Origin of the sequence: uncultured Rhodoblastus sp. (genome assembly GCF_903903185.1) — a bacterium.
GTDB lineage: Bacteria > Pseudomonadota > Alphaproteobacteria > Rhizobiales > Beijerinckiaceae > Rhodoblastus.
This window is the reverse complement of sequence record NZ_CAIUXT010000250.1, coordinates 36,813-51,435: the sequence shown is the minus strand read 5'-3', so window position 1 is coordinate 51,435 and position 14,623 is coordinate 36,813. Positions and strand designations below refer to the sequence as shown.

Annotated in this window: 9 protein-coding genes; 4 read left to right on the top strand and 5 right to left on the bottom strand. The window is 62.7% G+C overall.

All coding sequences use genetic code 11. The features are described from left to right. The 5 genes from QZY01_RS23485 to QZY01_RS23465 form a co-directional block, all read right to left on the bottom strand. Nucleotides 1-545, bottom strand: a 545-nt coding sequence (locus QZY01_RS23485) for a hypothetical protein (RefSeq protein WP_294542108.1), incomplete at its 3' end; no start/stop codon positions are given. 350 nt (nt 546-895) lie between these two features. Beyond that, nucleotides 896-1,501, bottom strand: a complete 606-nt coding sequence (locus tag QZY01_RS23480; protein WP_294542106.1) for a L,D-transpeptidase — start codon at nt 1,499-1,501, stop codon at nt 896-898. 203 nt (nt 1,502-1,704) lie between these two features. Beyond that, nucleotides 1,705-3,138: a cytochrome c oxidase accessory protein CcoG gene (ccoG, locus tag QZY01_RS23475; protein ID WP_294542104.1), complete on the bottom strand. Its 1,434-nt coding sequence runs from the start codon at nt 3,136-3,138 to the stop codon at nt 1,705-1,707. Between the two features lie 107 nt (nt 3,139-3,245). Beyond that, complete coding sequence (locus tag QZY01_RS23470; RefSeq protein ID WP_294542101.1) at nt 3,246-3,473, bottom strand: heavy-metal-associated domain-containing protein; 228 nt, start codon at nt 3,471-3,473, stop codon at nt 3,246-3,248. Then, on the bottom strand, nt 3,460-5,970 hold the full coding sequence (locus QZY01_RS23465; protein WP_294542099.1) for a heavy metal translocating P-type ATPase: 2,511 nt from the start codon (nt 5,968-5,970) through the stop codon (nt 3,460-3,462). Before QZY01_RS23465 ends, QZY01_RS23470 begins: the two co-directional genes overlap by 14 nt. 343 nt (nt 5,971-6,313) lie before the next feature. On the opposite strand from QZY01_RS23465, the gene QZY01_RS23460 reads away from it, so the two are divergent. The 4 genes from QZY01_RS23460 (at nt 6,314) to QZY01_RS23445 (ending at nt 14,520) form a co-directional block, all read left to right on the top strand. Beyond that, entirely contained in the window at nt 6,314-7,867 is a 1,554-nt protein-coding gene (locus tag QZY01_RS23460) for a cytochrome c (protein WP_294542097.1), read from the top strand. A 546-nt stretch (nt 7,868-8,413) separates the two neighbouring features. Continuing rightward, complete coding sequence (locus QZY01_RS23455) at nt 8,414-10,129, top strand: efflux transporter outer membrane subunit (RefSeq protein WP_294542094.1); 1,716 nt, start codon at nt 8,414-8,416, stop codon at nt 10,127-10,129. Next, the gene (locus QZY01_RS23450; protein ID WP_294542091.1) at nt 10,123-11,310 is read left to right on the top strand and encodes an efflux RND transporter periplasmic adaptor subunit; all 1,188 of its coding nucleotides are present in this window, start codon (nt 10,123-10,125) and stop codon (nt 11,308-11,310) included. The genes QZY01_RS23455 and QZY01_RS23450 overlap by 7 nt, the downstream gene beginning before the upstream one ends. 24 nt (nt 11,311-11,334) lie before the next feature. Further along, nucleotides 11,335-14,520 (top strand): efflux RND transporter permease subunit, encoded by a 3,186-nt coding sequence (locus QZY01_RS23445; RefSeq protein ID WP_294542088.1) that lies wholly within the window; start codon nt 11,335-11,337, stop codon nt 14,518-14,520. Nucleotides 14,521-14,623 lie beyond the last annotated feature (103 nt).

The following is a 14,623-nucleotide window of genomic DNA, read 5'->3' as shown; positions in this document are numbered from 1 at the left end:
TGATCAAGGCGCTCAGAAAGCGCCTTGAGAACCGTCACCGGATCCGATACATGCTCGAAAACATTTGATGCGAATATAAATTGATACGTACTTGGCTGATCTGGGGACTTTCCTGCATTCAAATCATCAACGAATATTTGCCCGTTAGGAAATATTCGCCTTAGCACATCTCCATCTCCGCCGAAGTCCAGAGCTGTGCAATTTCTGGGAAGTTCTGGATATACATCAATCAGATCTATGTTTTCAATAATTCGGTTGACATAATAGGAAGACAGCGGGTCTTCAAAGTCATGTATCAAACCGGCATAATATGGTTCTAAAGAAATACGGACCTTATTGTATTCTTCTCCTCTGTAATTCGTATATAATTTTGTTGCCTCTTCATCAGCAAGTCCTCGCTGGTAGAAAACAAACTCGCATGATCGACAATAACGAACCTGTGTAGTTGATTGTTCCAGTCCGCAAGTTTGCACGACGAACGGAGCAATGACGGCCGGTCTGCCGCTGGTCGCGCCGTTGCAAATTGGGCAATTTATGCGTTCCATTGCTTCCGTCTCCCTGTACGCCCTTGGCGTCATCGCAGATGATGATTGAGTATTGAGGGCGGCGTAATATTCAGGTTTTGAACCAAACGAAGTCGCATCAAACCCCCGAGAGTAGTCGTACCACGACGATCGATGGCGCGAAACATCGAACGAACGGCGCCTTGTTTTGAAAAAGGGCGGCGCTATCAGCGTCCGTTAAACGCCGAATCAAGGCGGTCAACGAACATCTTGCGGATTTCTCCTTCGAGTCGAGCCCGGAAATTCAGGCATCCGACCGCGAATTCCCCCTTTCGGCGCGCCGACGGGCTGGTGCAACGGGCCGCAATCCTGCAAACGCGACAAGCTGGTCTTCACCAACGTATCCATGGCGATGGATCGTAATCCTGGGATCTATTGCGATAAACGGCTTCGGATGAGGGCCGCGGAGACTCCCCGCGCGGGCTTGTCCGAGCCCTGGCGACCTCGCCCGAACTGGAGCCGGTCAGCACCACCTTGGTATTCTCCAGGCCATTCTCCTGCACCAGCTTGTAAAGGATCGCGGCATTTTGAGGCGAGATGCGCACGCAGCCATGCGATGCGGGTTTGCCGAGATTCTTCACCTCGAAAGTGCCGTGGATGGCATGGCCGTCTTTCATGAAGAAAACCGCATGGGGCATGGGAGCGTTGTCATATTCTTTGCTATACCAGATTTCGTTCATGGACGTCGCGGTATAGGTTCCCGATGGCGTTTCATATCCTGTCCGGCCCGTCGATACCGGCCATCGATATCTTTCTGCCCCATCCAGAAAAACCGTCATTTGCTGACTGTTCTTGTCGATTTGGACGAGGATTGGGGACTTGTTGGCGCCGAAGAAGCCGGAGCCCGCGCGCGCCATCGCCGGAAAGACGACCAACGCCACTTGAATGGCGGCCAAAACAAAAGAAATTCTCTTCAATCGATGGAAGGATTTGCGCATAGGCTCTCCCCTGCTCCCGTTAATCGGCCCCGATGCTCCAATTGGAATGTTAAAGCAGTGACGGCCGCGTAGCCAGAGCAATATGCAAAAAAGTGGACGCCTGTTTTTCGCAAAAAACATTGCAAAATCAAAGGAATCCAGAGCCGATTGCCTTTATCGAAACAGGGCTCTCTGTCGATGACTTCGACCATCGGTCTCCGCCCCTATTTCGGGAAGAAGTGATCCGAGGCGCTTGCCTTTGTCACTTTGCCGCCGCCCGCCTCATCCTGCGCGGTGAAAGTCACCGGAATCGCCTCGGCCGGCTTCATGCCCGGCGGCGCGCTGACCAGCACGCGCAATTCCAGCGTCTGGTCGGGCCCCACCGTCACGGTCGAACCGGCGCCCTCGCCGACGATATCCAGTTGCAGACCGGGCGCGCCGGCCACCGACAGCGCGACCTTGCGATCCGCCGCCTGCTTGTTGAGCAGACGTACGGTAAAACCGTTGCGTACGCCGCCATCCACCGTCGCCACGGCCAGCGGATTGCGGTCGTGCAGCACATTGACGCCGAGATCGGCGCGCGTCGCCAGCTGGTAGAGCATCACCGAGCCGACCAGAGCCATGATCGCCGGATAGAGCAGCGTGCGCGGACGGATCGGGCGGTAGATCGGGGCCAGCCCTTCGGAGCGGCGCTGCACATTGATGTCGTTATCGTAATAAATGAGATGCGGCGCCCGCCCGATTTCCTTCATCACATTGTCGCAGGCGTCGATGCACAGCCCGCACTGGATGCAGCCGAGTTGCGAGCCCTTGCGAATATCGACGCCGGTAGGGCAGACCGCGATACATTGCAGGCAATCGATGCAGTCGCCGGCTTTTTCGCCCCTATCGCGGGCGTGGGCGGCCTTTTTCACCGACAGGCGCGGCTCGCCGCGATCGCGCTCATAGGTAACATTGAGCGCCCATTCGTCGGTCATCGCCGCCTGGATGCGCGGCCAGGGGCAGATGTAGATGCAGGTCTGCTCGCGCAGATGGCCGGCGAAAACATAAGTGGTGAAAGTCAGAATGGCGATCCAGAGATAGGCGATCCCCGGCGCCTGAAAGGTCAGCAATTGCCGCACCAATGTCGGCGCGTCGTTGAAATAGAGCACCCAGGCGCCGCCGGTCCACCAGGCGATCATGAGCCATAAAAAGTGCTTGGTCGCGACCTCGCGGAGATGGGGGAGCGTCCAGCCCTTCCTGTCCTTGACCATGCGGTCGCGGCGGTCGCCCTCGACCCAGCGCTCCACGGCGTAGAACAGGTCCGTCCAGACCGTCTGCCAGCACAGATAGCCGCACCAGATGCGCCCGGCCACCGCATTCATCAGAAACAGCGTCATGGCGGCGAGGATCAGCAAGCCGGTGAAATAATAGACTTCCTGCGGCCAGAGTTCGATGAAGAAGAAATAGAAGCGCCGATGCGGCAGATCGACCAGCACCGCCTGATTGGGCAGGTTCGGGCCACGATTCCAGCGCACGAAGGGCAGGATGTAATAGACGCCGAGGGTGAAGACCAGCAGCGCCCATTTGATGTTGCGAAACGTGCCGTGCGTCGCCTGCGGATAGACTTTCTTGCGCGAGACGTAGAGCGGTCCGGTGATGATGGTGTCGTCTGGCATCGGAGCATCCTGACGCGGCGCCAGCGGGCGCGCGATTCAGAACAGGCTTGCGCCCCTTGCGGGCCGCCGCATTGATCCGGCGCAGACTAGATGAAATTTCTCCTATCTTAAAAAATATTTTCAGCGGCCCGAGCCGGATAGCCGGCCTCGGCGATGGCTCGGGCGACGCCGGCCGGATCAATGAGGGCGGGCGTCACCGTCACGGCGCCGGTCGGCAGATCGACATTGACCTCCGCTTGCGGCGCAAGCGCGTGAATCGCCTTGGTCACCCGCGCGGCGCAACGCTCGCAGCTCATGTTTTCGACGGCGAAGACGGTGTTTTCAGGTTCCGGCATTCTCAAGCCTCCCTCGTTCGGTTGAAGTGGAAAAATGGCGCAGGCGCAGGGCGTTGGCCAGCACAAACAGGCTCGAACAGGCCATCGCCGCCGCCGCCAGCGACGGATCGAGCAAAATTCCGGCCAGCGGATAAAGCGCGCCCATGGCCACCGGAACCAGCAGGATATTATAGCCAAAGGCCCAGAACAGGTTCTGCTCGATATTGCGCAAGGTCGCGCGGGAGATCGCGAAGGCGGTCGCCACCTTGCGGAGATCCGACCCCATCAGCACGACCTGGGCGCTGTCCACGGCAATGTCGGTCCCTGCCCCCATGGCGATGCCGACAGCGGCGGCGGCGAGCGCCGGCGCGTCATTGACGCCATCGCCGACAAAGGCGACCGGCCCGTCTTTCGCCAGCGCACGCAAGGCCGCGACCTTGCCCTCGGGCCTGCGGCCCGCGAAAACTTCGTCGATCCCTAGAATTTTCGCCACGGCGCGGGCGGTCGCCTCGCGGTCGCCGGTGATCAGAACCGTTTTGAGGCCGAGCGCGCGCAAGGCGTCGAGCGCCGCCGGCGACTCGGGGCGCGGCGTATCGGACAGGACGCAGAGGCCGGCGGCCTTGCCGGCGACGCTGACAAAAAAGCAGGAGGCGCCCTGCCCCGCCAGTTCCTCAGCCTGTTTTTCCAGACCGCCAGCATCGGCGCCAAGGCTCGCCAGAAACTCCGCCGAGCCGACGCCGATCTTTTTTCCGTCGATCTCGCCAAGGACGCCGAGACCGGGACGCGTGGCGAAATTTTCAACTTCGGGCAGATGGAGGTTACGGGCGCGCGCCGCCTCGTTCAACGCGCGTCCGAGCGGATGTTCCGATTTGCTCTCGACCGCCGCCGCCAGCGCCAGCAGGCGGGATTCTTCAAAACCATCGGCGGCGATGAGGCGGGTCAGCGCCGGTCTGCCCAAAGTCAAGGTGCCGGTCTTGTCGAAAGCAACGGTTTTCACGCCGCACAAGGTCTGCAAGGCGTCGCCCTGGCGGAAAATCACGCCCAGTTCCGCCGCGCGGCCGGTTCCGGTCATCAAGGCGGCGGGCGTGGCGAGGCCCATGGCGCAAGGACAGGCGATGATCAGCACATTGACTGCGCCGACCAGCGCCAGAGCCAGCGCCGGCTGCGGCCCGAAAACCAGCCAGAGCGCGAAAGTCGCCAGCGACAGCGCCAGAACCGCCGGCACGAAACGCGCCGTCACCTTGTCGGCCAGCGCCTGGATCGGCAGGCGCGCGCCCTGCGCGGTCTCGACCATCCTGACGATTCCGGACAGCACGGTATCGCCGCCGACATTTTCCGCCCTCAGCGCCAAGGCGCCGGCAAGATTGAGTGTGCCGCCGATCGCCGCCGCGCCGGGCCGTTTCGCAACGGGCAGCGATTCGCCGGTGACGAGGCTTTCATCGACATGGCTCGCGCCCTCGACGACCACGCCATCGACCGGGATTTTTTCGCCCGGCCGCACCTCGACGACATCGCCGATTCGCACCTCCTCAATCGCTAGATCGAGGATTTCGCCGCCACGCCGCACATGGGCGATTTTGGGTTGCAGCCGCGCCAGCTTGCCGATGGCGTCGGCGGCGCGGCCCCGCGCGCGCGCCTCCAGCCAGCGCCCGAGCAGAATGAAGGCGACAATCGTCGCCGCCGATTCGAAATAGGAGTGGCGCGTCCCTATTGGCAGGATTTCCGGGGCGAAAGTCGCAATCAGCGAATAAAGGTAAGCCGCGCCGGCGCCGAGCGCGACGAGGGCGTTCATGTCGGGCGCGCCCCGCCGCAGCGAAGAAAAACCGAGGGTGAAAAACCGTCGCCCCGGCCAGAACAGGATCAGCGTGGTCAGCAGGGCGGAGGCGATCATCACGCTCTGGTGGCCGAGCGTGTCATGCAGCAGCGTTTCGAAGGCCGGCGACATGTGGCCGCCCATCTCGAGCAGCATCACCGGCGCGGCGAGCAAAGCGGCGAGCAGGAATTTTTGCCGCAGGGCCTTTGTTTCTGCCGCCCGCACGGCGAAAGGGTCCGGCGCCTGCGCGCCGAGCGGGCTTGGCTCGTAGCCCTCCTCGCGGATCGCGGCAGCCAGCGCCGGATAATCGACGGCGCCGTCGAGCGCCTCGACAAAGGCGCGCTCGGTGGCCAGATTGACCCGGACATCAAGCACGCCGCGCTGGTTTTTGAGCGCTTTCTCGACATGGGCGACGCAAGCGCCGCAGGTCATGCCGCCAACCCCGATCTCGAAATGCGCGAGGCGCGGCTCAAACCCCTCCTCTTTGACCCGCGCCGCCAGATCGGCGAAATCGGTCTGCGGAGTCAGCGTCAGGTCGGCGCGCTCGCCGGCGAGATTGACGCGCGCGTCCAGCACGCCCGGCGCAGCTTTGAGCGCCTTTTCGACATGGGCGACGCAAGAGGCGCAGGTCATGCCGCCGACATGCATGGCGAAGGCCTCGCCGGCGAGGGGGGCAGGGCGATGCAGTTTGGCTTGCAGGGTCATTATTGAAACATGTGGGGCTTATCGGCGCGAGGTTCAACCGGCGCGCCTCAATGCGAATGTCCTTGCTGGACCGCTGTCATTGCGAGGAGCCATAGGGCGCACTTCGCGCGCCCGTCGTCTCGACGGACGCTCGTCGCAAAGCGCCGAGCCATGGCGAACCGGCAGTCCAGTGGTTTCAGGAAAAGGGAGGCGCCTCATGGTTCCTCCGACGATGCAGGGACGATACTAAGTATTTCAAGATGAACAAGAATCTGTTATAATTGCCTTCGGATTGAACGGCGGGGCCCGGAGGCTTGATTCGGGACACCGGGTTTTTGTCGCAAGCGCATCGGGGCGAAATCGCATGGACCGGGTCAAATCTTGCGCCTTCGCGTTGAGCGCCGTTTTCTTCTCCCTTACCGCCTCGGCCGCGTCCGCGGCGCCGGATGCCGCGCTGGTCGCGAGGGGCGAAAATCTCGCGAGAGCGGGCGACTGCGTCGCCTGCCATACCACGCCGGGCCGAGCGCCTTACGCCGGGGGCGAGGCGATCAACACGCCGTTTGGGCCAATTTATCCCCCCAACATCACGCCCAACAAGCTCCATGGCATTGGCGCCTGGAGCGACGACGAATTCTATCGCGCTATGCATGAGGGAATCGGCAAGCACGGCGAATATCTCTACCCCGCCTTTCCCTATCAATGGTTCACCAAAGTCTCGCGCGAGGACGTCGACGCGATCCGCGCCTACCTTCAGACAGTCCGGCCTTCGAGCACGCCTTCGAAGCCGACGCGCCTGATGTTCCCGTTCAACATCCGCGAGGGAATTCGCGCCTGGAACGATCTCTATTTCCGTCCCGGCGCCTTCGCCCCCGATGCGTCGAAATCCGAGGAATGGAATCGCGGCGCCTATCTCGTCGAGGGACTCGGCCATTGCGGCGACTGCCATACGCCCAAGGGCCTCGCGATGCAGCCTGTGACCTCGAAGGCTTTTTCGGGGGGCGAAATCGACGATTGGTATGCGCCCAACATCACCTCGGACAAGAGACGAGGCATCGGCCGATGGACCGAGGCGGAGCTCGCGCAAATTCTGAAGACCGGCGCGGCGCCCGGCAAGGGCGTCCTCGTCGGCCCGATGGCGCAGGTGGTTCACGACAGCCTGTCCCATCTCTCCGATGCGGACCTCCACGCCATCGCCGTTTATCTGAAAACCATTCCCGCGATATCGGACTATAAGGCCGATCGTCCGACCGGGGAGATCGGCCCGCACGCGTCGGGCGAGAGCGTCTATCTCGAATATTGCGTGTCCTGCCATCAGATCAACGGACAGGGGATCAAGGGCGCCGTTCCGGCCTTGGCGGGCAATGACCTCGTCCGCGCCAAGGGTCCGGAGGACGTCATCCGCGTGATCCTCGGCGGCCGGCTGGCGACGGGAACCTATGCGCCGATGCCGGCGCCGGGAGCCTACATGACGGACCAGCAGGTTGCCGACGTCACCGATTACGTGCGCAACGCGTGGTCCAACGCCGCTCCGGTGATCGAAAAGACGGGCCTCGTCGGCGACATAAGGGGCCAGACCGTCAGCACGATTTCGGGACCGGGCGCCATCGAAGAAGCGAACGATCCCTGCAAGACGAGCGAGGATGCGCCGCCCGTGCCGCCAATCGACGATCCCGGGATCGTCAAGGCGCTCTCGGCGATGACGGCGGAGACGATGCTTCCGAAGCTGCCGTCGCTGGTCGCGCGGGCGCGCGACGTCGCGCCAAAACTGTCGCAGGCCGACATTGTCAACGGGCTTACGCTCGCCTACTGCAAGACCCTGGCGCACAAGGCTTCGTTCCGGCAACCGCATGGGCGCGACCTGCTCAACCGCTTCAGCTGGCTCGTCTACAGCGAAATCGTCTCCAACGGCCACGAGTGAGGCGTTCTTCCGCGCTCCCGGCCGCTCGTCGCGGCCACTGGACAACGATCTCAATAAACCGCCTCTGTCACCGGCTGGGCGTAACAGGCGATGAGCAGGGAGAAGCGCGGCTTTTCCGGGTCGGTCCTGATGAAATCAAAACCACAAAATTGGCGGGCCGAGGCCCGGCGCCAAGAACTCTTGAAAGTCCCGGTTCGGCGACGCCTCGTCCATCCGGCCATACAGCGATCTAATGCGCAAATTCGAACAGAACGATTCGATGAGCCGCCGAATGAGCGCATATCTCATCGATCTTGATTCCATTCCCGTCATCCAACGACCGCATTCCGTCGAAGTCCCCGATTTCCCCCGCCACCCGGGATCTCGCGGAGTTCGCTCGAAGCCGACATTCGCCTGTCACCTCATTGCAACAGCCGCCCGGAAACAATGCCAAACAGCAACGACCGCTTGATTGCGCGATCAGCGGCAAATAGCTTGTTCTAACAACGAATTGATTGCAGCAGAAGTTCGTTAAATTTTCGCTGAGCGCCCGGCGCCGAAAGTCAGATGAATCATAATCGCGGCGCACTCCCATGCCTTCGCAAAGCCAGCGGCGAGCTGCATGGTCACAGTCGCAACAACTGGAATGGCGAAGCGATTGCGCTGAAGACCGGCGTCGCCGTCCCGGCGCTGCGCCGCCTTGCCCCCTTGCAAGCGTTCGCCGTTGTGCTTCTCCTTGCCGCCTGTTCGGTCGGCCCCAACTTCCTGACGCCCGAGGCGCCGGTGGCCGGTAAATGGCGCGAGGCCGGCAATCCTTCGGTCAACACGCGCAAGCAGGACTATCGGCGTTGGTGGTCGGCCTATCGCGACCCGACGCTCGATCGTCTCGTCGAAATCGCCTATGAGCAGAATCTGAGCCTGATGGAGGCGGGAGCGCGGGTCCTCAAGGCGCGGGCGAGTCTTGGCCACGCCGTTGGCGAACTCTATCCGCAGACGCAACAGCTTTCGGGCACGGGAGACTATTTCCGCCCGAGCACGACCGACGCGACCTCCAATCCCAACGACAACCTCGCCACACAGTTCTGGCGGGTCAATATCGGCGCCCAGGTCGCCTGGGAACTCGACCTGTGGGGCAAGTTCCGTCATGGCGTCGAATCGGCGGACGCCGCCTATCTGGCGTCGATCGCCTCCTATGACGACGTGCTCGTCACGTTGATCGGCGATGTCGCTTCCAACTACGTCGCCATCCGCACCCTGCAACGGCAGATCGCCATTGCGCACGACAATGTCGTCAAGCAGAAGATGGCGCTGCAGATCGCGCGCGACCGCTACCGGGGCGGCGCCACTTCGGAACTCGATCCGCTGCAGGCCGAAAACGTGCTGGCGCAGACCCAGTCCGCCGTGCCGCAACTGACGGCGCAGTTGCAGAAGGACGAGAACGCCCTGCGCGTCCTGCTCGGCATGACGCCGGAGTCGCTCGACGGCCTGCTCGTCCATGGCAGGGGCATTCCCGCGCCGCCGGCGCATGTCGCCGTCGGTATTCCGGCGGACCTGTTGCGCCGCCGTCCGGACGTGCGCGCCGCCGAACTCAAGGCTGCCGCGCAAAGCGCACAGGTCGGCATCGCCGAAGCCGATCTCTATCCGGCCTTTTCGCTCGGCGGCGCCTTCGGCACGCTGGTCAGCACGACCAATGGCAATCGCATCGGCCAATTATTCACCTCGCCGAGCCTGACTTTCGCCTTCGGTCCGTCCTTCAGCTGGCCGGTGCTCAATTACGGCCAGATCACCAATAATGTGCGCGTACAGGACGCCGAATTGCAGGCCCTGCTGCTCGATTACAAGAACACCGTGCTGAAGGCGCAGCGCGAGGTCGAGGATGGCCTCGCCGCCTTCACGCAAGGGCGGCGACAGGTCGGCTACCTGAAGCGCAGCGCCGCCGCCGCGAGCCAGGCGCTCATCGTGGCGCTCCAGCAATACCAGCTGGGCTCGCGCGACTTCACCACCGTGCTGACCGCCGAGCAGAATCTCTATCAGGCGCAGAACAATCTGGCCGTCGCCGAGGGCAATCTCTCGGTCAGCCTGACGACGACCTACCGCGCCCTGGGCGGCGGCTGGCAGATCCGGGAAGGCAAGGAATTCGTGGACGACGCCAACGCTCGGGAAATGCGCGCGCGCACCAATTGGGGGGACGTGCTGCCGCCGGCGGGTCAACCGCAACCCCCGACGCCCGGGCTTCCCGGCCCGTCCGACATCGGCCCGACCGTGAGGCTGCCGCAATGGTGAACGCCATCCAAAAATTCCCGAATTTTTCCGCGAAAAAAGCGGCGCTCGCCGCTCTCGCGTTGTTCGCCGCACCGGCCGCTTTCTTGTCGCTCAATCCGGCGCAGGCCGGGGAGGCGATCGCGGCGCCCACCGAGCCGCCATCCATTCCGGTCGTCCTGCCCAAGGTCGAGACCGTCAACGAGACCCTGACGGCCACCGGCAACGCCGAGGCGGTCGCCCAGGTCATGCTCGTCGCCCGCGTGCCCGGCTATCTCGAAAAGATCCATTTCGAGGACGGCGCGATCGTCAAGAAGGGCGATCTGCTGTTCACCGTCCAGCAGGACCAGTACAAGGCGCAATTGCAGCAGGCGCAGGCCCAGCTCGAAGCGGCGAAGGTTGCGCGCGACCATGCCCATCTGGAGGTTGGGCGCTTCACGGCGCTGCTCGCCAGGCACGCGACGTCGCAGGTCGAAGTCGATCACTGGGTCTATGAGGAAAAATCCGCCGAGGCCAATATTCTGGGGGCGCAGGCGCAGGTCGAGATTGCGAAGCTGAACCTGTCCTACACCGAGGTCAGGGCGCCCTTCGACGGCCAGATGGCCCGGCATCTGATCGACGTCGGCAACCTGGTCGGCGCGAGCGCCCCGAGCGCCAGTCTCGCCCAGATCACCCAACTCGATCCGATTTATATCGTCGCCAACATCAGCTCGCAGCAGGCCTTGCAGATCCGCGCCAATCTCGACCAGCGCCGCCTGACCCTCCAGCAATTGCACAAGATTCCGATCGATGCGGCGCTGTCCGACGAGACCGGCTTTCCCCATCGCGGCATGATCGACTATGTCGCCCCGGCGATCGATCCTTCCACCGGCACGCTTTATGTGCGCGGCCTGTTGAAAAACCCCAACCAGACCCTGCTTCCCGGCGTTTTCGTCAAAGTGCGGCTGCCGATGGGCAAGGTCACCAAGAGCGCGCTGCTGGCGCCGCAAAGCGCCTTGCAGGAAGATCAGGGCGGGCGCTATCTGCTGGTGGTCGGCGACGACGACATCGTCCAGAAACGCTACGTCCAGCTCGGCGCCCTGGTCGGCACGCTCCAGGTCATCGAGAGCGGGCTCGACCGCAACGACCGGATCGTCGTCGGGGAACTCTGGCGGGTGTCGCCGGGCGTCAAGATCGCGCCGAAGCCGGCCAAGGTTGACGAATAAAGCTGGGCGCAAGGACAAAAGCCGATGATCTCGAAATTTTTCATCGAGCATCCCGTGCTGGCGAATGTGCTGGCGATCGTGCTCGTCGTCATCGGCGCGGTATCTTTGTACCGTCTACCCGTTTCAGAATATCCCAATGTCGTGCCGCCGACCGTGCAGGTCACGGCGAGCTATGCCGGCGCCAGCGCCCAGACCGTCATCAACACGGTGGCCCTGCCGATCGAGACCCAGGTCAATGGCGTCGATCGCATGCTGTACATGGAGTCGACCAGCGCGCCGGACGGCACCTACAGCCTGACCGTCACTTTCGAAATCGGCACCGATCCGAACATCGCTCAGGTGCTGGTGCAGAACCGCGTGCAGCTGGCGCTGGCTTCGCTGCCCCTGGCGGTTCAGTCGCAAGGCGTCAGCGTCCAGAAGAAAAACACCGCCATCCTGCAGATCGTGACGCTGGAATCGCCGGAAGGCAAATATGACGGGCTGTTCCTGAGCAACTACGCGACGATCAACCTGATCGACGCCCTGGCGCGCCTGCCCGGCGTCGGCAGCGTCAAGGTGTTCGGCGCCGGCACTTACTCGATGCGCATCTGGATGGATCCGGACAAGCTACGAGCCTACAATCTCGAGCCGAAGGACGTCATCCTCGCCATCAAGGAGCAGAACCAGAATATCGCCGCCGGACAGATCGGCATGCCGCCGGCGCCGGCGGATACGCCGTTCCAGTATACGATCGACGTGAAGTCCCGGCTCGACCAGCCGGAGGAATTCGCCAGCATCGTTCTCAAGAACCAGACGGCGCAGGGCGGCCGGCTGATCCATCTCGGCGATGTCGCGCGCATCGAACTCGGCTCGCAGACTTATGCCCAGGATTTCAGGGTCAATGGCAAGCAGGCCGCCGGCATCGGCATCTACCAGACGCCGGAAGCCAATTCGCTGCAGGTTGGCAATGAGGTCAAGGCGCTGATGGCGCAGATGGCGAAGCGCTTCCCTGAGGGCATGCGCTACGCTGTGCCTTATGACACGACGATCTTCGTCACGGACTCGATCTCCGAAGTCTATCGCACGCTCTACGAGGCGGGCATTCTGGTCCTGATCGTGATCCTGGTTTTCTTGCAGAATTTCCGCGCGACCCTGGTGCCGGCGACGACCGTGCCGGTCACCATCATCGGCGCTTTCGCCGGCATGGCGGCGCTGGGCTTCACGGTCAATCTCTCGACCCTGTTCGGCATCGTGCTGGCCATCGGCATCGTCGTCGACGACGCCATCGTCATCGTCGAAGGCGTGACCAAATACATCGAGCAGGGCCTGTCGGGCCACGACGCCGCGATCAAGGCGATGGACGAATTGTTCGGCCCGATCATCGGCATCACCCTGGTGCTGATGGCGGTGTTCATTCCTGCGGCTTTCGTGCCGGGCCTCACCGGCAACATGTTCGCGCAATTCGCACTGGTAATCGCCGTCACTGCGCTGATCAGCGCGGTCAACGCCGCGACCCTGAAGCCGACCCAATGCGCGCTGTGGCTGCGCGAACCGGTTCCACTCGAAAAGCGCAATTTCTTGTTCCGCGCCTTCAACAATCTCTACGACCCGATGGAGCGCGGCTATACGGCGTTCATCGCCCGCATGGTGCAGCGCAGCGGCTTGATGGTGATCCTGGCGCTGATCGTCTCGGGGCTTGGTTTCTGGGGGCTCAGCCGCATCCCGACGGCGTTCATTCCGATCGACGACCAGGGCTATCTGATGATCGCCCTGCAATTGCCCGAAGGCGCCTCCGCCGGACGGACGACGGCTTCGCTCGAAAAAGCCACCGCCGCCGCGCTGAAAATTCCCGGCGTCGATCAGGTCATCTCGATCGGCGGTCTTTCCGTGCTCGACAACAGCGCCGATCTGTTCAATTCAGGCGTCGCCTGGGTCATGCTGAAGCCCTTCGACGAGCGGCTCAAGGCCAGGGACCAGGATCTGCTCTCCATCTACAAGAGCCTGGCGGCGGCCGTCGCCTCGCTGCCCGACGGCAAGGCCTATGTGCTGCCGCCGCCGGCGATCCAGGGCATCGGCAACGCCGGCGGCTTCCAGATGCAGGTCGAACTGCTCGGCGGAAGCACCGATTTCCAGAAGCTCGGCAATCTGACCGACCAGATGGTCTCGGAGGCCGCCAAGGACCCGGCGCTGCAGAACGTGCTGACGACATTCCGCAACAACGCGCCGCATATCACGCTGACGGTCGACCGCGACCGCGCCCAGACCCTGCGCGTCAGCGTCGGCGACATTTTCGCGACGCTTACCGATTATATCGGATCGACCTATGTCAACCAGTTCAACAAATTCGGCCTGTCACTGCAGATCTATGTCCAGGCGGATTCGAAATTCCGGATGAATCCCGAAGATTTGCTCAATCTCCATGTCCGCAGCCAGGACGGAAACATGGTGCCGCTCGGCTCGGTCGCCCATCTGGGTCCAGCGGTCTCGCCGGCGCTGATCACCCAGTATAACCTCTACCCATCCTCGACCATCATCGGCGCGCCGGCGCGCGGCTTCAGTTCGGGCCAGTCGCTCGACGCGATGGAGGCCATCGCCAGGCGCGTGCTGCCCAGCGACGTCGCCTATGAATGGACCGCTATGTCCTATCAGGAGAAGATCACCGGCAATCAGCTTTATATCACCTTCGCCCTGTCGATCCTGCTGGTCTATCTCGTGCTCGCCGGCCAGTACGAGAGCTGGATCCTGCCTCTCGCCGTGCTCGCGGCGGTGCCGCTGGCCTTGCTCGGCCCGGTGATCGCGCTGACCGCACTTGGCGCGGCAAACAACCTTTACACCCAGATCGGCCTGATGCTGCTGATCGCGCTCTCGGCGAAGAACGGCATTCTGATCGTCGAAATGGCGCGGGAACATCGCCTGGTGCTCGGCAAGTCCATTCCCGAGGCCGCCGTGGAGGCGGCGCGCACCCGGTTCCGTCCGATCCTGATGACCTCCTTCGCCTTCATCCTTGGCGTGCTGCCGCTGGTGCTGGCGACGGGCGCCGGCGCCAATGCGCGCAAGTCGCTCGGCATCAGCGTGTTCAGCGGCATGATCGCCTCGACCTGCCTCGCGGTGTTGTTCGTTCCCTCGTTCTTCGCCGTTCTGCAACGGTTCGAGGAATCCCGAAAGAGCTCAAAAAAGCAGGTGAAAACCGAATTGCCGGATCCTGAACCCGTTGTGTCCAACGACGCCTGAGCTGGAGACGCGCCTCGGCAGCCTTGCTCGACGCGCCCCTCGCCGCCGGACGCGCTCGATTGACCGGCTTCGCGGGTGATACGTCGACGCGCGCGCGCTTTAA

Coding starts and splice junctions, on each gene's coding strand:
- QZY01_RS23445 (WP_294542088.1), top strand. CDS start 11,335: ATGATCTCGAAATTTTTCATCGAGCATCCCGTGCTGGCGAATGTGCTG.
- QZY01_RS23470 (WP_294542101.1), bottom strand. CDS start 3,473: ATGCCGGAACCTGAAAACACCGTCTTCGCCGTCGAAAACATGAGCTGC.
- QZY01_RS23465 (WP_294542099.1), bottom strand. CDS start 5,970: ATGACCCTGCAAGCCAAACTGCATCGCCCTGCCCCCCTCGCCGGCGAG.
- QZY01_RS23450 (WP_294542091.1), top strand. CDS start 10,123: ATGGTGAACGCCATCCAAAAATTCCCGAATTTTTCCGCGAAAAAAGCG.
- QZY01_RS23480 (WP_294542106.1), bottom strand. CDS start 1,501: ATGCGCAAATCCTTCCATCGATTGAAGAGAATTTCTTTTGTTTTGGCC.
- QZY01_RS23460 (WP_294542097.1), top strand. CDS start 6,314: ATGGACCGGGTCAAATCTTGCGCCTTCGCGTTGAGCGCCGTTTTCTTC.
- QZY01_RS23455 (WP_294542094.1), top strand. CDS start 8,414: ATGAATCATAATCGCGGCGCACTCCCATGCCTTCGCAAAGCCAGCGGC.
- ccoG (WP_294542104.1), bottom strand. CDS start 3,138: ATGCCAGACGACACCATCATCACCGGACCGCTCTACGTCTCGCGCAAG.